This window comes from Chelativorans sp. (assembly GCF_031180965.1).
GTDB lineage: Bacteria > Pseudomonadota > Alphaproteobacteria > Rhizobiales > Rhizobiaceae > Chelativorans.
This window is the reverse complement of the sequence record NZ_JAPSLH010000010.1, coordinates 1-19,198: the sequence shown is the minus strand read 5'-3', so window position 1 is coordinate 19,198 and position 19,198 is coordinate 1. Positions and strand designations below refer to the sequence as shown.

General features: G+C 65.1%; 15 protein-coding genes and 2 tRNA genes. 8 read left to right on the top strand and 9 right to left on the bottom strand.

All coding sequences use genetic code 11. The features are described 5' to 3' along the window. Nucleotides 1-76 precede the first annotated feature (76 nt). Entirely contained in the window at nt 77-586 is a 510-nt protein-coding gene (locus RIN79_RS09790) for an N-acetyltransferase (RefSeq protein WP_309084471.1), read from the top strand. Nucleotides 587-623: 37 nt separating this feature from the next. Here RIN79_RS09790 and RIN79_RS09785 read toward each other — a convergent pair whose 3' ends face one another. The 4 genes from RIN79_RS09785 to RIN79_RS09770 form a co-directional block, all read right to left on the bottom strand. Then, complete coding sequence (locus tag RIN79_RS09785; RefSeq protein ID WP_309084470.1) at nt 624-1,055, bottom strand: class I SAM-dependent methyltransferase; 432 nt, start codon at nt 1,053-1,055, stop codon at nt 624-626. 7 nt (nt 1,056-1,062) lie between these two features. After that, nucleotides 1,063-2,922, bottom strand: a complete 1,860-nt coding sequence (locus tag RIN79_RS09780; protein ID WP_309084469.1) for an ABC transporter ATP-binding protein — start codon at nt 2,920-2,922, stop codon at nt 1,063-1,065. A 284-nt stretch (nt 2,923-3,206) separates the two neighbouring features. Then, the gene (locus RIN79_RS09775) at nt 3,207-3,866 is read right to left on the bottom strand and encodes a dihydrofolate reductase family protein (protein WP_309084468.1); all 660 of its coding nucleotides are present in this window, start codon (nt 3,864-3,866) and stop codon (nt 3,207-3,209) included. 198 nt (nt 3,867-4,064) lie between these two features. Continuing rightward, nucleotides 4,065-5,291 (bottom strand): MFS transporter, encoded by a 1,227-nt coding sequence (locus tag RIN79_RS09770; protein ID WP_309084467.1) that lies wholly within the window; start codon nt 5,289-5,291, stop codon nt 4,065-4,067. A 66-nt stretch (nt 5,292-5,357) separates the two neighbouring features. Here RIN79_RS09770 and RIN79_RS09765 point away from each other — a divergent pair, with 66 nt between their 5' ends. Next, nucleotides 5,358-5,813 carry a helix-turn-helix domain-containing protein gene (locus RIN79_RS09765; RefSeq protein ID WP_309084466.1) on the top strand — a complete coding sequence of 152 codons (456 nt, stop codon included), beginning with the start codon at nt 5,358-5,360 and terminating at the stop codon, nt 5,811-5,813. Here RIN79_RS09765 and dnaE read toward each other — a convergent pair. Continuing rightward, the gene (gene dnaE / locus RIN79_RS09760; protein ID WP_309084573.1) at nt 5,810-9,277 is read right to left on the bottom strand and encodes a DNA polymerase III subunit alpha; all 3,468 of its coding nucleotides are present in this window, start codon (nt 9,275-9,277) and stop codon (nt 5,810-5,812) included. The two genes, RIN79_RS09765 and dnaE, sit on opposite strands and share 4 nt — an antisense overlap. A 351-nt stretch (nt 9,278-9,628) precedes the next feature. Here dnaE and RIN79_RS09755 point away from each other — a divergent pair, with 351 nt between their 5' ends. Continuing rightward, the gene (locus tag RIN79_RS09755; RefSeq protein WP_309084465.1) at nt 9,629-9,943 is read left to right on the top strand and encodes a DUF1236 domain-containing protein; all 315 of its coding nucleotides are present in this window, start codon (nt 9,629-9,631) and stop codon (nt 9,941-9,943) included. Between the two features lie 150 nt (nt 9,944-10,093). Further along, on the top strand, nt 10,094-10,795 hold the full coding sequence (locus RIN79_RS09750; protein WP_309084464.1) for a hypothetical protein: 702 nt from the start codon (nt 10,094-10,096) through the stop codon (nt 10,793-10,795). A gap of 29 nt (nt 10,796-10,824) precedes the next feature. Here the strand turns inward: RIN79_RS09750 and RIN79_RS09745 are convergent, their stop codons facing one another. Both RIN79_RS09745 and RIN79_RS09740 read right to left on the bottom strand, forming a co-directional pair. Continuing rightward, entirely contained in the window at nt 10,825-15,342 is a 4,518-nt protein-coding gene (locus RIN79_RS09745) for an ATP-binding protein (protein ID WP_309084463.1), read from the bottom strand. Nucleotides 15,343-15,535: 193 nt separating this feature from the next. Continuing rightward, nucleotides 15,536-16,753, bottom strand: coding sequence for a histidine kinase dimerization/phosphoacceptor domain -containing protein (locus tag RIN79_RS09740; protein WP_309084462.1), 1,218 nt, complete (start codon nt 16,751-16,753; stop codon nt 15,536-15,538). Between the two features lie 163 nt (nt 16,754-16,916). On the opposite strand from RIN79_RS09740, the gene RIN79_RS09735 reads away from it, so the two are divergent. The 3 genes from RIN79_RS09735 to RIN79_RS09725 all read left to right on the top strand — a co-directional run bounded on the left by RIN79_RS09735 (nt 16,917) and on the right by RIN79_RS09725 (nt 18,219). Next, nucleotides 16,917-17,660: an SDR family oxidoreductase gene (locus RIN79_RS09735; RefSeq protein WP_309084461.1), complete on the top strand. Its 744-nt coding sequence runs from the start codon at nt 16,917-16,919 to the stop codon at nt 17,658-17,660. Nucleotides 17,661-17,822: 162 nt separating this feature from the next. Next, nucleotides 17,823-18,008: a hypothetical protein gene (locus tag RIN79_RS09730; RefSeq protein ID WP_309084460.1), complete on the top strand. Its 186-nt coding sequence runs from the start codon at nt 17,823-17,825 to the stop codon at nt 18,006-18,008. A 10-nt stretch (nt 18,009-18,018) separates the two neighbouring features. Continuing rightward, entirely contained in the window at nt 18,019-18,219 is a 201-nt protein-coding gene (locus RIN79_RS09725; protein WP_309084459.1) for a hypothetical protein, read from the top strand. Between the two features lie 19 nt (nt 18,220-18,238). Here the strand turns inward: RIN79_RS09725 and RIN79_RS09720 are convergent, their stop codons facing one another. Both RIN79_RS09720 and RIN79_RS09715 read right to left on the bottom strand, forming a co-directional pair. Then, nucleotides 18,239-18,697, bottom strand: coding sequence for a GNAT family N-acetyltransferase (locus tag RIN79_RS09720; protein WP_309084458.1), 459 nt, complete (start codon nt 18,695-18,697; stop codon nt 18,239-18,241). A 111-nt stretch (nt 18,698-18,808) separates the two neighbouring features. Further along, nucleotides 18,809-18,884: transfer RNA gene (locus RIN79_RS09715), tRNA-Val, on the bottom strand. Nucleotides 18,885-19,085: 201 nt separating this feature from the next. Here RIN79_RS09715 and RIN79_RS09710 point away from each other — a divergent pair. Next, nucleotides 19,086-19,162, top strand: a tRNA-Asp gene (locus RIN79_RS09710). Nucleotides 19,163-19,198: the final 36 nt, after the last annotated feature.

The following is a 19,198-nucleotide window of genomic DNA, read 5'->3' as shown; positions in this document are numbered from 1 at the left end:
GGCCGGCAAGGCCGCATAGAACCTTGGGAGTAGCTGACCAGATCGACAGCGGGCCAAGTGCAAAGGAGGAAGGGTGTTGCTGATCCGGAAAGAATGCCCCGGCGATGAGGATGCGATCCATAGGCTGACCCAAACGGCGTTCGCGCCCATGGCGTTCAGCGACGGATCGGAGGCGCAAATCATTCGCTCACTGCGCGAATCGGGCGACCTGACGTTATCGCTAGTGGCCGACGAGGATCGATCGATCATAGGGCATGTCGCGTTCTCACCCGTCACGATCGATGGCCGCCACAATGGCTGGTTCGGCCTAGGGCCGGTCTCGGTCCAGCCAGAGCGACAACGGCAGGGCGTAGGAAAGGCCCTGATCCAAGAGGGATTGGAGATGCTCAAGGAGCGCGGCGCCCATGGCTGTGCGCTGATCGGCAACCCTGATATCTATGGCCGCCTGGGTTTCGAGAGCGACGGTCGGCTATCGTACCGAAACCTGGAGAGGCGCTACGTGCAAAGGATCGTCTCTTTCGGTCCCGCGCCACATGGCGAGCTGAGATTTGCTCCGGCATTCGAAACGGAGGACAACCGCCGATAGCTTGTGGGAACGCTTCCCAGAGAGCTCGGACCGAAGGTCAATCCTCCAGGGCGATCTGGCGAAGCGGATCGCCGCCGTCGATGAACAGCCGTCCCGACGATGTCAGCGCTGCCGCGATCCGGCGCTTTGCCTGACGCTCAGCCTCCGGGTGACGGCCGTCCAGGGCTCCGACCCGCACGGCAAATGCAAGATCGTAGGGCGGCTCCCCCGGCGCCAGTTCCAGCTCCTCGGCGGCAACCTGGCGAAAGCTCAACTTTCCGGAGGTAATCTCGGCCTGAGACAAGGTTCGCGCCTGGGCGATCGCCTTCGCCGAGCGGTCGATGGCCAGAACGTGGCCGTTGCCGATCCGGCGCGCGACCTCGCGGGCCGCGGCGCCCGGTCCGCACCCGATCTCCAGAACACGCATTCCCTCCCTCAGCGGTAGGGCGTTCACAATGGCGAGAAGCCGCGGGGACAGATCTGCCGCCATTTCGGTGCTATGCTCCCTCGATGGCGTCGGCAATGTAGCCGCCGGTCTGCCGCTTCCACAGCCGCGCATAAAGCCCGTCGCGCTCGAGCAGCTCTGATGGCGTCCCCTCCTCGACGATGCGACCTTTGTCGAGCACGACGATCCGGTCCATCTTCGCAATGGTCGACAGGCGGTGGGCGATGGCAATCACCGTCTTGCCCTCCATCAGCAGCGCCAGTTTTTCCTGGACGGCCGCCTCGGCTTCGCTGTCGAGAGCCGAGGTCGCCTCGTCGAGAATGAGGATAGGCGCGTCCTTGAGCAACACCCTCGCGATCGCCACGCGCTGACGCTGACCACCGGAGAGCTTCACTCCGCGATCGCCCACGAAGGCATCGTAGCCGGTGCGCCCCTCGCCGTCCTTGAGATCGGCAATAAAGCCGTCAGCCTCGGCAAGAACCGCGGCGCGCTCCATCTCCTCCTGCGTCGCGCCCGGCCGGCCATAGCGGATATTGTCTCCGACGGACCGATGCAGCAGCGAAACATCCTGGGTCACCACGCCGATGCTCTCCCGAAGGCTCGCCTGAGTTACGGTGCGGATATCCTGGCCATCGATATAGATCGCGCCGCTCTGCAGCTCGAAGAAGCGCAGGAGCAGGTTCACCAAGGTCGACTTGCCGGCACCGGACAGACCCACGAGCCCGACCTTTTCTCCGGCGCGCACGGTGAGCGACAGATCCTCGATGACGCGTTGTCCCTCCCGGTATTCGAACCGCACCCTATCGAACACGACTTCGCCGGCAGTGACGGTCAGCGGTCTGGCATCCGGGGCATCGGTTATGGTGGGAGGCGTGGTGACCACCGGCATCGCATCACGGATCGTGCCCACCGCCTGGAATATTTGCTGGCCCATCCCCAGGAAGACCCGGGCGTTGGCTGAAAGCCGCTGCACGATCGCGATCGAGGCGACGAACTCGCCGACCGTGACAAAGCCGGCGACGAGCCCCCACAGCCCCATGGCAATGTTGGTGAGCACAAGGAGCACGTTGAGAAGAACCACGCCCGTGTCCGTGGTCAGGTGTATGCGCCTTTCGCGTTGCTGGGCCTCGATGGCTTCGGCCATGAATCTGCGCATCGCCCCTGCCTCGCTGTCCTCAGCCGCAAACAGCTTGACCATCTGGATGTTGCTGTAGAGGTCGGTCATCGCGCCGGCGATGAGGCTGCGCGCCCGGGCGGTCTTGCGCGAACGCTGGGAGAAATGCGGCACGGCTGCCACTGCGATGACGACGTTGCCGACAATCCAGAGGAAAACCGGAAGCGCCAGCGGCCAGGAAAGCGCCCCGAGCAGGACCAGCGACCCGACAAACTGCACCAGGAAAAGCGGTATCTGGTAAAAGGCGACGACGATCTGCTGCTGCACGGCGGAAGCGACCTGGGATATGCGCGCCGCCACTTGGCCGGCGAACAGATCATGGAAAAAGGCGAGGTCCTGCCGTTCGACCGCCTTGTGGCCCTGCCATTGCATCGCCGCCGGCATGCAGACAGCCACCGACTGAGCGTTCAGCGTGTTGCCGAGGAAGATCAAAAGCGGCTGCATGGGGAAGACCAGCAGGGCGAGAACGGCAAGTGTCACCCAGTGATCGTGCAGAAAGGCGGCCGCGCCCTTCGTGGTGACGCCGTCGACGATGAAGGAGATGCCCCAGATCGTGGCAAGATTGATGCACTCGACGCCGATCATCAGAACGGTGACGGCCGCCAGCACGCCGCGGAACATCCAGGCGAAATGCATGAGCAGCGCGAAAGGCCCACTCGACGGGAGCGGCGTCACCGGGATGTCCAGCGGACGAATGAGCGTCTCGAACGGGCGGTAGACGAAATCCGAAAACGACATGGCGGCTGGACCGGTAAAGCGGAACGAGGGTGGCGCGTGGAATCGCGACGATTAGAACACGGATCGGGTCCGACCGGGAAACTGGAAACCTAATCGCAGAGTCGGCGCAGGACGCCGCCTGCCGACGAAGCGGGCCCCCCAGGGACGCGTCGTCCGGCGCCGCCGCCCGACGCTGCGCTCAAAGGAAGCGAGGCCCCGGCGGCGGGGCAAATGCGAGGTCGCAGATGGCTCGCCCGGCGAGGGGCTGGAGGCCCCCCGCCTATTCTGGGAGATGTGGCGGACGATCAGGTCAGGTTTCGGCGCCGCTCCAGCTCGGCTTCCGTCGGCTGCTCGAACTCGAAGGAGCCGGTGACGATCTCGCCCGCGCGCACATACTTGTTGATCGTGACTCCCGACTTAGAGGTTTTGGAGCTGACCAGCCTCAGCGCGGTCGGGAAGGAGCCATCTCCGAACAGCCTCTTGCCCTTGCCGAGCACGACCGGGAAGACCGACAGGTTGATCTCGTCGACGAGTCCGGCCGCGAACAGGCTCTTCAGGAAGTCGGTCGACCCCTGGGTGAGCAGGTCTGGCCCCTCTCCCTGCTTCAGCTCCTTCACCGCCGCGACGGCGTCGGGGCCCAGCGCATGGCTGTTCTGCCAAGTGAGCTTCAGGTTCGGATTGCGGCTCGCCACATATTTGTTGATGCGGTCGAACAGCGGGCCGATCGGATCGTCCGGGCCGACATAGGGCCAATGCGCGGCAAAGATGTCGTAGGTCTTGCGCCCGAGCAGGAGGTCGAAAGGCGCGGCGAACATCTCGCCCACCGCCTCCCCCAGGGTCTCATCGAAATGGGGGGCGACCCAGCCGCCAAATCCGAAGCCGCCGGTGGGATCCTCATCCGGGCCTCCCGGCGCCTGCATGACGCCATCCAAACTTACGAACGCACCAACAATGATCTTTCTCATTCCGCTCTCCTTCGGCGTTGCGGCTTCGTGTGACGCATGAAAGACGCCCGAGGGCAGCCGGAACCGACAGCGGAGGAGAAAAACTATCGACCGCTGGAGAGCTCCGACCGATGGCCGCCGGTGGTTACGCGAACGGCCGCTGCGACCTCCGGCGGGCATCTGGCGCGGCTTTTCGCGCTTTCGCCGCGCATGACCTATTCAACCGCCAGTCCGAAGGGGCGATGCGAGGCGCCGGCGCATGGCACCGCCGATCATTGCGACGGCGACCATCGAGGCCAGAAGGACGGCCACGCCGAGGAACAACCCGTCATATCCAAAGCCCAGGATCATTGGCGTGCTGAGCAAGGGCGAGCAGAACTGCCCGATGAACACCGAGGCCGTCAGAACGCCGCCTGCCAGGCCGCGGCGCTGCGGCGGCGCAAGGCTGAGCGTTAGGCCGACGAAAGTGGGCGAGACTACCGCGTAACCAGCCCCGATGAACGCGGCGCCGGCAAGGACCAGAACGGAATCCTGTTGCAGGATCAGCAGCAGGAAGCCGGCAGCCATGGCGGCATAGCCCAAGGCAAAGACACCGGCATAGCCGATGGCGCGCTGAATCCGGGAGTAGAGCAGCGCGAGGCACCCGCCGGTGAGCATCAGCACGCTGAGGGTCACGCCCGTCATTATAGCGCTGTCATAGCCCTGGGTGTCGAGGTAGAACGGCAGCTGCGTCGGCATGATGAAGAAGAACATGTTCGTCAACGCCTGGAGGAATACCAGGCCTGCAAGCAGCAGATGCCAAGCCGGCAGCTCTCCGGCCCCTCTTGCCGGGGCGCCTTCCTGACGGGCCAAAGCCCGGCCCGGTTCGACGATCACCTTCCACATCAGCGGCAGCAGCAGAAGCGGCAGCGCATAGACGGCGAAAGCGAAACGAGGGGAGATTGCCGCGACCCAGCCGGCCAGCAGGATGAACAGCAAGCCGCCAAGGTTTCGCGCCGAGATTTGCAATCCGGTCAGAGCGCTTCTGGCCTCTCCGGTGAAATAGTCGCCGATCAAGGCGGTCTGCGCCGTCATGATCAATGCAACGGCGACTCCAAGAACAATGCGGCTCACGAAAATCGTCGGGAGATCAGGCAGGAACAGCCCGGCACTTCCAGCGAGCACGAAAAGCATCACGCCCGCGAGCAGCAGGCGGCGACGCCCGAACCGGTCGACTGCGAGGCCCGCCAGCGGAGCCAGCAGGGCAATGCTCAATGACGGGGCCGTCACCAGCATGCGCGTCAGCATCGCTGCGTTGGGATCGCCGGCGAACGAGCGCTGCAGGCCGGGCAAAGCCGGGCTGATTGCTGCATTCGCCATGACCGTCAGTGTCGCCGCCAGCAACAGCGCAATTGCGCGGCTGTCTCGCCAGACCGGCATAGCACCCACATTCGCCACGCTCACCATCGCCAATCCTCTTGTTGAAATCGACACTTGGCGATGCTACGACTTCAAGCCAACTTGAGGTCAAGCATGAAAATGTTGGATATTGGCGAAGTCGCCGAGCGCACGGGCGTACCGCCTTCAACGCTGCGGTATTATGAGGAAATTGGCCTGATCCGCTCCTTTGGCCGGCACGGGCTTCGGCGACAGTTCGACCCGGATGTGCTGTTGAGGCTCTCTCTCATCGCGCTCGGAAAGACAGCCGGCTTTTCGCTCGTTGAGATCGCAGCAATGTTCCGGCGGGATGGCCAGCTCGACCTGCCGCGCGCGGAGCTGCGCGCCAAAGCGGATGAACTGCAGCGGCAGATGGTGGACCTGCGCGTCTTGCGTGACGCGCTTCGCCATGTCGCCGACTGTCCCGCGCCGAGCCATCTGGAGTGCCCGTCTTTCCGAAAGCTCCTGAAGGCGGCGTCGCGCACCGGCGAAAGCGCGAAAATAGAACGGGTTCCTTGCCGTAGCGGAGCCCCAAGCCCGAGGCGGGCCTAGACCAGTTCCACGTCCACCACGCCGGACACGGAGCGCATGGCGGCGGCCACCTGGGGCGAGATGCGGTAGCGCTCGGGCAGGCCGATCTCGATCTCGCCCAGCCCCCCTTCCTTGATGACGATGAAACTCACCTGCCCCTCGCCGCGCGCGGTGAGCTGGGCGGAAATGGCGGGGAGCGGCGCCGGGTCGCGCAGATAGACGCGCAGCGCCTTCTGCACGCGGCTCGCCTGATCCTCGAGCGACTGCACCGTCTGGATGCGCAGCCCGATGCCCTCCGGGCGCTCCTCGGCCGAGACCATGATGACGACGGAACTGCCCGGCTCCAGGAGATCGCGATACTGCTGCAGCGTCTCGGCAAAGAGCACGGCCTCATACTGGCCGCTGGAATCGGAGAACTGGACGATCCCCATCTTGTTGCCGGTGCGCGTGCGGCGCTCCTGCCTCGCCGTGACGGTGCCGGCGAGCCTTCCCGCCGTGGCGCCGCGCTTCACCGCCGCCTGGAAGTCGGCCCAACTCTGGACACGCATCTTCTCCAGCGTCGCCTTGTAGTCGTCGAGCGGATGGGCGGACAGATAGCACCCGACGGCCTGGAACTCGCGATGCAGCTTTTCCGCCGGGAGCCACGGATCGACGGCGGGGAGATAGAGCTTCTGCGGCTCGAGCGCGGCGGCGCCAAAGATGTCGCCCTGCCCCATCGCCGCATCTTCCGACGCGCGCGCCGCCATGCCCATCAGCCGATCGACACCGGCGAAAAGCGCCGCCCGGTCGTGCCCGAAGCAATCGAAGGCACCCGCGCAGATGAGGCTCTCCAGCACCCGCTTGCCGACGATCTTGGGGTCGACGCGGGCGCAGAAATCCTCAAGGCTAGCAAAGGGCTTTTCGCGGCGCTTGGCGACAATGTGCTCGACCGCCGCGTCGCCGACCCCCTTGATGGCGGCGAGGGAATAATAGATGCGGTTCTCGCCCACTTCGAAATCGCGATAGCTGGTCATCACGGACGGCGAGACGACCTCGATGCCGAGCCGGATGGCATCGCGCCGGAAATCGTTCAGCTTTTCGGTGTTGGCCATGTCGTAGGTCATGGACGCGGCCAGGAATTCCACCGGGTAGTGCGCCTTCAGATAGGCGGTCTGGTAGGACACCACGGCATAGGCGGCCGCGTGCGACTTGTTGAAGCCGTAGTCGGCGAATTTTGCGAGCAGGTCGAAAATGAAGTCGGCCTGGGGCTTGGAAAGGCCCCGCTCCACCGCGCCCTTGACGAAGCGCTCGCGCTGCTTGTCCATCTCCGCGCGGATCTTCTTGCCCATGGCGCGGCGCAGAAGGTCGGCTTCGCCGAGCGTGTAGCCGGAAAGCTCCTGGGCAATCTGCATCACCTGCTCCTGGTAGACGATGACGCCCTGCGTCTCCTTCACCAGGTGGTCGATCTTGGGGTGGATCGAGGCGATCTCCTCCTCGCCGTGCTTTCGGGCGTTGTAGGTGGGGATGTTCTCCATCGGGCCGGGACGGTAGAGGGCGACCAGCGCGATGATGTCCTCGATGCGGTCCGGCTTCATGCCGATCAGCGCCTTGCGCATCCCGGCGCTTTCCACCTGGAAGATGCCGACCGTCTCGCCGCGCGAGAGCATGGCGTAGGTTTCCGGGTCATCCAGGGGGATTTTTGCTAGGTCGATCTCGATGCCGCGGCGGCGGATGAGGTCCACCGCCTTTTCGAGCACTGTGAGCGTCTTCAGGCCGAGGAAGTCGAACTTCACGAGCCCCGCCTGCTCCACCCATTTCATGTTGAACTGGGTGACGGGCATATCGGAGCGCGGATCGCGATACATCGGCACGAGCTCGGACAGCGCCCGGTCGCCGATGACGATGCCCGCGGCATGGGTGGAGGCGTGGCGGTAGAGGCCTTCGAGCTTCTGCGCGATCTCCAGAAGCGTGCCGACGATGGGCTCCTTCTCCACCTCCTCGGCAAAACGCGGCTCGTCCTCGATCGCCTTTTTGAGAGGTGTGGGGTTGGCCGGGTTGGAGGGCACCATCTTGCAGAGCCGGTCCACCTGCCCGTAGGGCATCTGCAGGACGCGGCCAACATCGCGCAGCACGGCGCGGGCCTGCAGCGTTCCGAAGGTGATGATCTGCGCCACCTGGTCGCGGCCGTACTTCTCCTGCACGTACCGGATGACCTCGTCGCGCCGGTCCTGGCAGAAGTCGATGTCGAAGTCGGGCATGGACACGCGGTCGGGGTTCAGGAAGCGCTCGAACAGAAGCGAGAAGCGCAGCGGATCGATGTCTGTGATGGTGAGCGCGTAGGCGACGAGCGAGCCCGCGCCCGAGCCGCGGCCGGGGCCGACGGGGATGCCTTTCGCCTTGGCCCATTTGATGAAGTCCGACACGATGAGGAAGTAGCCGGGGAACTTCATGCGCTCGATGATCTCGAGTTCGTATTCCAGCCGCTCGACATATTCCTCGCGGCTGTGGCCTCCGGCGAGCCCCTGTCTTGCAAGCCGCTCCTCAAGGCCGGCGCGCGCCTGGCGGCGCAGCTCGTCGGCCTCGGCCTTCAGCGCTGCCTCCTCATTTTCGGCCTCGCCGCCGGTGAAGCGCGGCAGGATCGGCGCGCGGGTCTGCGGGAAATAGGAGCAGCGCAGCGCGATCTCGACCGTGTTGTCTATCGCCTCGGGTAAATCGGAGAAGAGCGCCGCCATCTCCGCCTGGCTCTTCAGGCAGTGGTCGGGGGTAAGCCGGCGCCGGTCGTCCGAAGCGACGACGGAACCCTCGGCTATGGCGAGCAGCGCGTCATGCGCCTCGAAATCGTCGCGGGTGAGGAAAAAGGCCTCGTTCGTGGCGACGAGCGGCACGTCGTGAACATAGGCGAGATTGACGGTCGCCGCCTCAAGGAGCCGGTCGAAATCCTGCGGCCGCTCAAGCTCGACATAAAGCCTGTCGCCGAAGGTCCTCTTCAGGAAGAGGAGCCGCGCCTCGGCGATCTCGGCCCGATCGCCCCTCAGCGCAGTTCCGATGGGGCCGCGCGGCCCGCCGGTGAGGCAGATGATGCCTTCGGCATGTTCTTCGAGCCACCGGGTCGCCACGTGGGTCGCCGCCCCCGCCTCGTTCTCCAGATAGGCACGGCTCACCAGCCGCACCAGGTTCCTGTAGCCCGCGTCGGTCGCGGCGATCAGCACGAGGGGTTCATAGTCGCCGAGCCCCTTGCGCCCGTTCCCCCGCCGTGCCTCGGCAAACGCGTCCTCGAAGGCGACGCCCAGCTGGCAGCCGATGATGGGCTGCACCCCCTCCTTTACCGCCTTTTGCGCGAATTCCAGCGCCCCGAACAGGTTGTTCGTATCGGCGATGGCGATTGCCGGCGCCTCGTCCTTGATCGCGTGGCCGATAATCTTGCCGAGCGGCAGCGCCCCCTCCAGCAGCGAATAGGCGGAGTGCACGCGCAAATGAATGAAATTGCGCTCCGGCCGCCCCTGCATGCGGGCAATTTCCGCAAGCAGCGGGTCACGCGATCGCCGGTCGCTGGCCATGTTTCGCTTTCCTCGCAGACTCGGGGAAGTTCCTGAACCGACCCCATGTAGCTCCGGCGGAGGCTCTCGGGCAAGGAATGCGCCGTGCCTATGCACAGGTCCGCCCCCTCGTGCCGCGTCCGACCTTCCGTCAGCAAAAAGAGCGTCGCCAATAAGAATATATTCTCCGCTCCAGTAGTATATCCATCTTCCCGGACAGCGCTTCTGCCATTTTTAGCCACATTACTTAAGCGAGCGAGCGGTGGAACGAGTTTTCCCGTCAGGGGTTTCCCTGGCGTAGAAAATCTTTTGGAGACACATATGAAAACCAGAATTGCTACGACATTGAGCGCCTTCCTGCTGGTCGCCGCGACCGGCGTTGCCGCCGCGCAGACCGTGGTCATCTCGCCGGAGCAGGAAACGGTAATCCGTGAATATGTGGTGGAGCGGCAGGTACAGCCGATCACGCCGCCGGCCGATGTGACCATCGAGGTCGGCGCGACGCTGCCGGATACGGTGGAACTCCAGGCCATCGAGGCGCCGGATGTCGACGTCCAGTATCGTTACGTGGTCGTCGAGGGCCGAACCGTGCTGGTCGAGCCGGAAACCCGGAAGATCGTCCATATCATTCAGTAGTCGGTAATATGATCACTGCCGCGGCGGGATCAGTCCCGTCGCGGCTTCCCCCCTCCGCGCGAAGTTTCGCTGCCGCAGGGGCCGACCGCGCGGGCATTGCTGATCCTGCACCTTTAGCCTAGAATACGGGCCTCCTCGGGGGCCTGCAGCATGGCATCGACATTCCCGGCGCAGCGGACTCCGCCGTCGCAGGCGGCCACGGAAGCACATCTTGCGATCCGCCGTGTAGCCCTCATCGCCATGCTGGCCATCGCCTTCGGCTTCCTGATGCAGGCTCTCATCCTCACCGCCAAGCTCCTCGGCGGCGCTGCTTTTCCCGGCGTTCTGCTCCTGGTCGATCTGGCACAAGGCGTCACCTGGGCCTTCCTGGTCTGCCTCGGCGTGGGGATCGGCACCTCCATACTCAAGGCTCGTGCCCTGCTCGCGGGGATCATTGCGGCGCTCTTCGCACCCATTTCGCTGGCCATCGCCAAATCGAGTCAGAAGGTGATGGCGACCGTGCTGGGGGCGGCCGACCAGCCGGCCCTCCTCCCCCTTGCGACGATCAGCGTCCTGCGGGCGATCGAGTACGGCATATTGGGCTGGCTCCTGGCCAAGCTTACGCAGAAGGACGTGACGAAGCCCATGCCATATCTTGGCGCGGGAACGGCTATCGGCGCTACCTTCGGCCTCGCGATCAGCTGGCTCACCTACCAGGCAGCGGTGGCGAACGGCGTCAGTCCCGGGCCGCCGCAGATCGCGGCAACGCTGCTGAACGAGGTCGTCTTCCCCATCGGCTGCGCCTTTCTCATCTATGTGGGGCAATCGGTCGGCCGCAGCCTCAAGCTCGTAGGCGAGCCGTCGCTAACCTAGCCTCTGGCGTTACGCCGGGCCGCGAGCAGTCAGGTCCCGCCGTCCTCCCCCGGACCTGATTTCCCGAGCCGATCGAGAATGTCGCGCACCCGTACGGCCAGTTCGTCGAAGGTGAAGGGCTTGCTGATGAGGTTCACGCCAGCGTCCAGCCTTCCGTGATGCACGATCGCGTTGCGCGAATAGCCGGTCGTGTAGAGGACGCGAAGATGCGGCCAGCGCGCCAGCGCCCGGTCGGCGAGCACGCGTCCGGTCATCCCGGGCAGCACCACATCGGTGAAGAGCAGATCCACGCGCGGGGTGTTTTCCAGGATCCTAAGCGCCTCCTCGGCATCCGCGGCCTCGAGCACGCGGTAGCCCAGTTCGGAGAGGATCATCACGCTGTAGCTGCGGACATCATCATTGTCCTCGACCACAAGAACGACCTCATCGCGGCTGCCACGCGGCGCAGCCACTTCGATGTTGGCGCGCACGGTTTGGCTGTTGCCGCTGTAGCGCGGGAAATACATCTTTACCGTGGTGCCCTGGCCTTCCTCGCTATAGATGGTCACGTGCCCGCCGGACTGCTTCACGAAGCCGTAGACCTGGCTTAGGCCCAGTCCCGTCCCGCGTCCCGCGTCCTTGCTGGTGAAGAACGGCTCGAAGGCACGCGCCAGCGTCGCCTTCGACATCCCGATACCGGTGTCGCTCACGGCGACCATGACATATTGGCCGGGGATCACCTCCGCGTCGGTCGCCGAATAGCTTTCGTCCAGGGCGGTGTTTGCGGTCTCAATGGTCAGCTTCCCGCCCTCGGGCATGGCATCGCGCGCATTGACAGCCAGGTTGATGATCGCGCTTTCGAGCTGGTTCTGATCCACCTCAACGGTCCACAGACGCGGCGCGAGAACGCCCTCGAGTTCGATCGTCTCGCCGAGCGTGCGGTGCAGCAGCTCGGTCATGTCGCGCACCATCAGGTTGAGGTCGAGCGGCTTGGGGTCGAGCGGCTGCCGGCGCGAAAAGGCAAGCAGACGCTTCGTCAGGCTGGCGGCGCGTTGCGCGCCTTGAAGCGCCATATCGGTTGCGCGCTGCACGCGCCCGTCGTCGAGTCCCGAACGGCGGATCGTATCGAGTCCGCCGATGATGACGGTCAGCAGATTGTTGAAATCGTGCGCCACGCCGCCGGTGAGCTGGCCCACCGCCTCCATCTTCTGCGCCTGGCGGAGCGCCTCCTCCGCTTTCACGCGCTCGGCGACCTCCTCGGCGATACGCTGTTCGAGGGTGGCGTTCAGCGCTTCCAGCTCCCGCTCGGCGCGGCGGCGCTGCTCGAGTTCCCGCCGGGCCTGCTGAAACAGCCGGGCATTGTCGATCGCCACCGCCGCAGGCCCCGCAAGGGCGACGATCAGCTCCTCCGCCCTATGGGTGAAACGGCCCGGCTTCGGGTGGCCAAAGAAAAGGCCCCCCAGCACCTCGCCCGTCCGCGATCTGACCGGGACCGCCAGGTAGCTCCTGACCGGCAGGTGCCCTTCGGGCATGCCCTTGCGCGGATGGTTCTTGCCGTAACGCGGGTCGATGGTGATGTCATCGGAGCGCACGATCGCCGTCCCATCGAAGGTCGGGCCGAAGACTTGCGTCTTGCGCGGCAGGGGGAATTTGGAAAAGGCCTCACGCGGGGCACCGGAAAGCGTATAGAGCATGTAGCGCTCGCCGGCATCGTCGTCGACATTGTAGAAGAAAGCCCCGAACTCCGCGCCGGAAAGCTCCACGCCCGCATCGGTGATGGTCTGGACGATGCGCTCCAGGTCGAGGTCGCCCGCGATGGCGGACATCGCGCGGTTCAGGATCGCCAGGGTGCGGCCCTGCTCGCGCAGGGCGGTTTCCGTCTCTTTCTCGTGCGTAAGATCGATAAGGACGCCGGAGAACATGCGCTCCCCCTCCGGCGTGGTCTCGATCAGGCCGCGCGACAGGACGGTGCGAATCTCGCCGCCGCCATGCGTCCTGTACTCGGCCTCGAAGGGCTCACCGGTATCGACCGTCCGCTGAACAAGGGCTGCCGCCTTGTCCCTGTCATCGGGATGGATGCCGTCGAGGAAGGCCTGCAGGGGCAAGCCCTGGATGGCATCCTCCAGCCTGACGCCGAACACCTCGGCGAGCGGTCCCTGGATGCTCAGCCGGTCGCTGTTCACGTTCCAATCGTAGACCGCGACCCGCCCGGTCGAGAGCGCCCGTGACAGGCGCTCCTGGGTCATCAGATAGCGCTGCTCGCTGTGCATGACCGCGCGGGCGGCCTCCCGACGCACTTCGGCGAGTTGGATATTGGCCGCCACCCGCGCCAGGAGTTCGCGAGCGCCGAAGGGCTTTACCAGGTAGTCATCGGCGCCGGCGTTGAGCCCTTCCACCTTGGCCTCTTCGCCCGCCCGTGCGGACAGCATGACCACGGGTATCCCCGCAAGGCGAGGCTCGCCCCGAACGGCGCGCAACACGCCGAAGCCGTCAAGCTTCGGCATCATCACGTCGGTGATGATCAGGTCGGGCGCGGCAGCACGCGCGGCCGCAACCGCCTTCTCGCCATCCTCGACCGCCTGCACCAGGAATCCCTGCTCGGCCAGCAGCCTGCGGACATAGTCGCGCATATCCGCATTGTCGTCGGCAAGCAGAATACGCTTACCGGCGCCTGGAAGCGGCGCCAAGGCCGAGCCCATGGCCTCGGTCGAGATGGAGGCGAGCCCCTCCGCCGGAAGAACGATCCTCTCCGCGTCGGGCAACCAGCGGAGCGCCTCCTCTACGAAAGGCTGCGCCTTGATCGAAGCGGGGCCGGAGCTCGTCTCGCGCACACGCTCCTTCGGCAGATGGGAGGAGCCGAAGGGAAGAGTGATGAGGAAGGTCGTTCCACGCCCGGGAGCGCTTTCCGCGTCTATGCGCCCGCCATGCAATTTTACGAGCTCCTGCACGAGCGCCAGGCCGATGCCGCTGCCCTCGAAACTGCGGCCCTGCGCGCCCTCAACGCGATGAAAACGCTCGAAGAGCCGCGGCAGCTCGTCCTCCGGGATGCCAATCCCGGTGTCGGCCACCCGCACCTCGGCCGCCGAGCAGTCAGGCGATCGTCGGACGGACACGGAAATCCCGCCCTCGAAGGTGAATTTGAAGGCGTTGGACAGGAGGTTGAGCAGGATCTTCTCCCACATATCCCGGTCGACAAAGACCGGTTGCCCCAGCGGCTGAGAGGAGACATTGAGCTGCAGGCCCGCGCGCTCGACTGCTGAGCGGAAGCTGGAGGCAATCTCCGCGCTAAAGGCGGCAAGGTCGGTCGGCTCATAGGAAGCCTGCACGCGCCCCGCCTCGATGCGGGAGAAGTCGAGGAGGCTGTTGACGAGGCGGAGCAGTCGCATCGCATTGCGATGGGCGACCTCAACCTGCGGGCGCGGATCCCCCCAGGACTGCGGCGGCGTGGCCAAAAGCTCCTCGAGCGGGCTCAGCATCAGCGTGAGCGGCGTGCGGAACTCATGGCTGATATTGGTGAAGAAGATCGTCTTGGCGCGGTCGATCTCGGCCAGCGCCTCGGCGCGCCTGCGCTCTTCCTCATAGGCGCGGACATTGGCGAGTGCCGCGCCGATCTGCCCGGCGACGAGATCGATGAACCCGCGATAGGACTGGTCAAGCGGACGGTACGGATTAATGCCGGCAATGAAGAACCCCGCCGGGCGCTCATTGCCCTGCTGCGCAATGGGGACGAGCAGCGCATCGCGCGGCGGCCGGTCCCAGTCTCCAGTGGGCAAAGAGCCGAAGCGCTCGGAAAGGTTCTCCACCTCCACAGCGGGGCCGAAGCCGAGCAGCTTTTCGATTGGCCACGTCCCGTCGGCTGCGGCCAAGAACTCCGCCGCCAGGGGGTGGCCCGCTTCGACGCCCGAGGAGGCCGCGAGGCGGGCGTTACCGTCGCCGTCGAAAATATAAGCGAGCGCGAAGGGAAGATCGCTCAGATTTGCCCGCAGCTCGGCATTGACAGCGCCGAACAGCTCCGCTTCGGCCTTGGTCGAAGCGGCGGCGGAAGCAAGCGCCCGCAAGGTCGCGAGCCGCCGCTCGTTGATGACCCGCTCGGTCTCCTCCACGACAACGCAAAAGAGGCCTGCGACCGATCCGGCATCGTCGAAGAGAGGGCTGTAGGAGAAGGTGTGATAGGTTTCCTCGGGAAAGCCGCTACGCTCCAAAAGAAGGAGCATCGCCTCACTATAGGTCGCCTCCCCCTTCTGCATCACGTGATCGGCCAGCGGTCCGATGTCCGGCCAGATTTCGCGCCACACATCGGAGGCAGGACGGGCAAGGGCGGAGGGATGCTTCACGCCGAGTGTCGGCGTATAGGCGTCGTTGTAGAAGAAAAGGAGTTCGGGCCCCCAGCCCATCCACATCTGGTAGCGCGAGGTGAGCAGGATCCTCACCATCGAGCGCAGCGTAAGCGGCCAGGTCTCCGGCGGGCCGAGAGGGGTGGCGGCCCAGTCGCGAGCGCGCATCAGCTCGCCCATTCGCCCGCCGCCGTAGAACAGATCGTCGCCTCGCCCCAGCCCCTCTGAATCCACCCAAAGCTCCTGCGCCGTTGCCCAAACCGGTGCTGATTACAAGGGCGATGAAAGTTGGTAAAGCGCTTCTAGCGGCTACGTAATAAATATCGTTTCCGGCAAAGAATGACTGGAACAAATTCTTTGGTCGAGCGTTTCTTCCGGTTTCATCTCGAGGAAGACATAATCGCGGCCCCGGTGGGCCGGTCGGCGTTCAGTAGGCCGGCGCTTCCGGCCGGAACGTCAGGACGAACCGCGTGCCAGGGTCGGCATCCTGCCATTCGGGGGTACCGCCGAGGTGCCGGCTCAGCGTCGCGATCACGCGCCGGCCGAGCCCGTCCCTCGGCGCCGCGGAACCGGCCGTGGCCTCTATGCCAACTCCTTCGTCGCAGACCTCGAACCGCAGCAGGCCGTCCCCCGCTTCCGCGACCTTGATTACGACGCGGCCGGAGCCTTCGGGATAGGCATATTTCAACGCATTGGTGATCAGCTCGTTTGAAATCAGGCCGAGGGAGATCGCCTGATCCGTCGCGAGCGTGACGGGCGCTATTTCCTGCACAAGCTCGTGGCGAGGGGCGGAAGCATGACAATCGCGGCAAAGATCGCCCAGGAACTCGGCAAGGTTGACAGAGCCGACATCCTCTTTTCGCCTCAGCCGGTCGTGAATCCGCGCGATTGCCTGGACGCGGGCCTGGGCGTCGTCGAGCGCCTGCCTGAGAGTGGTGTCAGGCGAGGCGCGGGCCTGCATGCTCAGGAGGCCCGCCACGATCGCAAGGCTGTTCTTGACGCGGTGGCCTATCTCGTCGGCAAGCACTTTCTGATGTTCAAGCGCCTTCTCGAGCAGTTCCTCCTTGCGCCTCAGCGCCTCCTCGAAGCGCTGACGCTCCAGCGCGACGCCAAGCAGATTTGCCAGGCCCGTAACGAACAACAGATCCGCCTCGGTGAACCTGCCCTCCACGGGGCTGTCGACCTCGAGCACGCCGAAACGCTCGCCGCCGCATTGGATCACGGCGTTGATGGCGCGCTTTACCCCGTGCTCGGCCAGGATTCTTGGGGTCCGGAACCGACTTTCCCCGGTGAGATGGTCGGAGACGACGCTGGAGCCGGTTCTGAAAGCGTAGCCTGTGGGGCTTTTCTCGTCGGCGCCGGTCCTCGCCTCTCCGACGATGCCTGACTGCCAACCGACGCCCGCGCGCACGAGGAACCGGTCCTCCTCGGGCAGGTATTCCATGACCTTGGACATCCTGCTCTGCAAAGCTTGCGCGCAGACGCGCGAGGCCTCCTGTAGCAGGCTCTGCACGTCATGCGTCCTGAGCGCGAACAGCGCATATTCAGCCGCGAGCTGCTGCTGGCGGAGGCGGTATTCGAGCTCCTCCGCAGCGCTCCCCTTCTCCGGCGCGATGCTTCCCCTCGGTGCCTGCTCGAACGTCAAGGCCGTCTCCTCCTGAATTTCGATAAAGTCGCAAGGGCGGCGGGGTGTTCCCCTGGTGAGGAGCAGGGCAGCGCTGCGCGCATGACAAGGATGCAAGTTTGCGCGTTGTTGCACCGCCGCTTTGCCTGCATCTTTGGCCGACCGAGCAGCAAGGGGAGGTTTCATGCGTTCGATCCTGATTACGGGCGGCAGTCGGGGCATTGGCCGCGCCACGGCGCTTCTGTGCGCGGCAAAGGGCTGGGCGGTGGCCGTCAACTATCTCGGCAATGCCGCGGCGGCCGAGGAGGTGGTCGCCGAGATCGAGGGCAAAGGCGGACGCGCCCTCGCACTTAGGGGCGACGTCGCCGTCGAAGAGGACGTTGTCAGCATGTATGCCGCTGCGCAGCGGGAGCTTGGACCGCTGGGCGGGGTGGTGGTGAATGCCGGCATCGTGGCGCCGTCGCTGCCGCTCACCGAGATCGGTGCCGACCGCATGCGCCGCATCTTCGAGGTAAATGCTATCGGTGCCTATCTTTGCGCCCGCGAAGCGGCGCGCATGCTTGCCAAAAGCCGCGGCGGCCAGGGTGGCTCCATCGTCCTCGTCTCGTCCATGGCTGCCAGGCTCGGCGCGCCCTTCGAATATGTCGACTATGCCGGCGCCAAGGCTGCCGTCGATACGCTCACCGTCGGCCTTGCCAAGGAACTGGGCGGCGAGGGCGTGCGCGTAAATGCAGTGCGGCCAGGGCTCGTCGAGACGGACATCCATGCCAGCGGCGGGCAGCCGGACCGGGCAAAACGCCTGGGGGCCACTTCGCCCCTCGGACGGCCCGGACAGCCGGAGGAGGTCGCCGAAGCCATCGTCTGGTTCCTCAGCGATGCGTCTTCCTATGTCACCGGCGCGTTGCTCGACGTGTCGGGCGGACGGTAGGCCGGCAAGACGACCTTGCGGGCTCAGCACGGGTGGACCGGCTATGCCGCGGAGGACTGGAACCGCCGCCGGGCGGGCATCCAGCCCTAAGAGCTGGCCAAAATGCCGCGGAACAATGTGGCCCCGCTTGCGGTTGAGCAGGCAAGATAGGGAGCCAAGAACATGTCAAGCAAACTGCCACCCGTCCCGCCCGCAAACCGCAGCAACAAAGGCACCGGCGACGCCAAGCGGCCCGATCCCGACACGAGATCGCACGGAGTCGAGGGAGCGCCCGACCCGGACCGCCAGGCCCATCAGGGCAATTCCAAGGTGAACACGACGCACCAGGGATATCAGCAGGATCGCTGAGGGAGAGAGCATGTCGACCTCGAAGAAGACGCCGAACACCATCCGCCAGGGCGGCCCCGGCGCCTCGCACGAGAATGCCAAGGATCCCCGTGATCCGAAGAAGCCGGCGCCCGACGACGACCGCCGCAGCCGCAGCAAGGTTTCTGGAGGCGGCGGCGAAAAGGACAGCCATCACGACCATCACCCGGCGAGGAAGGGCGGGTCCGGCTGAGCCGGGCGCGCCCTGGGCCCTAGAGGTCGAGCCGCATTTCCTTGGAAATACGGAAGCCCAGGCTTTCATAGAGCCGCTCGCCGGCATCGGACGAATGCAGCACCGCCTGCGTGCACCCGATCGCCTTCAGATGCTCCAGCGCATGCTTCACCAGCGCTCGCGCTATTCCTCGCCGCCGCGCCTCCGGAGTGACATAGACGTGCCAGATATAGCCGAACTTGCGGAAGCTCGGGAGCGTCACCTCGGGATAGGGGAGCCGATGGATCTGGCAAGCCGCCGAGCCCAGCGCCGCCCCCTCCTCAATGGCAAGGAAGGCGGCCAGGGAAAAATGTGCCCTGCCCTCGCGGATGAACTCCCGAATGGTCTGCGCCGCTTCGGGCTTGAGCTTTTCCGGCCCGATCCCGTAGCTCTCCCATAGAGCCAGGTGGTGACGGACCAGATACTCGTCGTCATCTTGGGTCGCGGTACGTATGAGCATGGTCCCGATCTAGGGCCGGCGTCCGGTGCGCCAAGAGAGCGAAGGCCAATGGGATTGGTGCAAGACCGAAGAGAGTTTGATGCCAAGGCATGCGCGCTCTACGGGCCGGAGTGGTGGGCGATGAGAGACTCGAACTCCCGACATCTTCGGTGTAAACGAAGCGCTCTACCAACTGAGCTAATCGCCCGGCCAGGGGCCGGTCAGGCCGCTTTCAAGCCCGTCCGTTTAGGCGCTTCGGCCAGCAATCGCAAGGGAAAATCACCCGTTGCCGCCGCACTGCCGCGCATATGGGTATTCATCCGGGCAAAGCGCCTCCCCTACGCTTGACAGGCTAGCCGGAACCGCCTAAGTGACCGCCACGACACGCGCTACCGCCGTGTCGTAATGCGCGGGTGTAGCTCAGTTGGTTAGAGTGCCGGCCTGTCACGCCGGAGGTCGCGGGTTCGAGCCCCGTCACTCGCGCCATTTTCTCCTTGACAGATTTAGCAGTCCAGGTGCGCC

Coding starts and splice junctions, on each gene's coding strand:
- RIN79_RS09750 (WP_309084464.1), top strand. CDS start 10,094: ATGGCATCGACATTCCCGGCGCAGCGGACTCCGCCGTCGCAGGCGGCC.
- RIN79_RS09770 (WP_309084467.1), bottom strand. CDS start 5,291: ATGGTGAGCGTGGCGAATGTGGGTGCTATGCCGGTCTGGCGAGACAGC.
- RIN79_RS09785 (WP_309084470.1), bottom strand. CDS start 1,055: ATGGCGGCAGATCTGTCCCCGCGGCTTCTCGCCATTGTGAACGCCCTA.
- RIN79_RS09720 (WP_309084458.1), bottom strand. CDS start 18,697: ATGCTCATACGTACCGCGACCCAAGATGACGACGAGTATCTGGTCCGT.
- RIN79_RS09725 (WP_309084459.1), top strand. CDS start 18,019: ATGTCGACCTCGAAGAAGACGCCGAACACCATCCGCCAGGGCGGCCCC.
- dnaE (WP_309084573.1), bottom strand. CDS start 9,277: ATGCAGGGGCGGCCGGAGCGCAATTTCATTCATTTGCGCGTGCACTCC.
- RIN79_RS09730 (WP_309084460.1), top strand. CDS start 17,823: ATGTCAAGCAAACTGCCACCCGTCCCGCCCGCAAACCGCAGCAACAAA.
- RIN79_RS09775 (WP_309084468.1), bottom strand. CDS start 3,866: ATGAGAAAGATCATTGTTGGTGCGTTCGTAAGTTTGGATGGCGTCATG.
- RIN79_RS09755 (WP_309084465.1), top strand. CDS start 9,629: ATGAAAACCAGAATTGCTACGACATTGAGCGCCTTCCTGCTGGTCGCC.
- RIN79_RS09780 (WP_309084469.1), bottom strand. CDS start 2,922: ATGTCGTTTTCGGATTTCGTCTACCGCCCGTTCGAGACGCTCATTCGT.
- RIN79_RS09765 (WP_309084466.1), top strand. CDS start 5,358: ATGAAAATGTTGGATATTGGCGAAGTCGCCGAGCGCACGGGCGTACCG.
- RIN79_RS09735 (WP_309084461.1), top strand. CDS start 16,917: ATGCGTTCGATCCTGATTACGGGCGGCAGTCGGGGCATTGGCCGCGCC.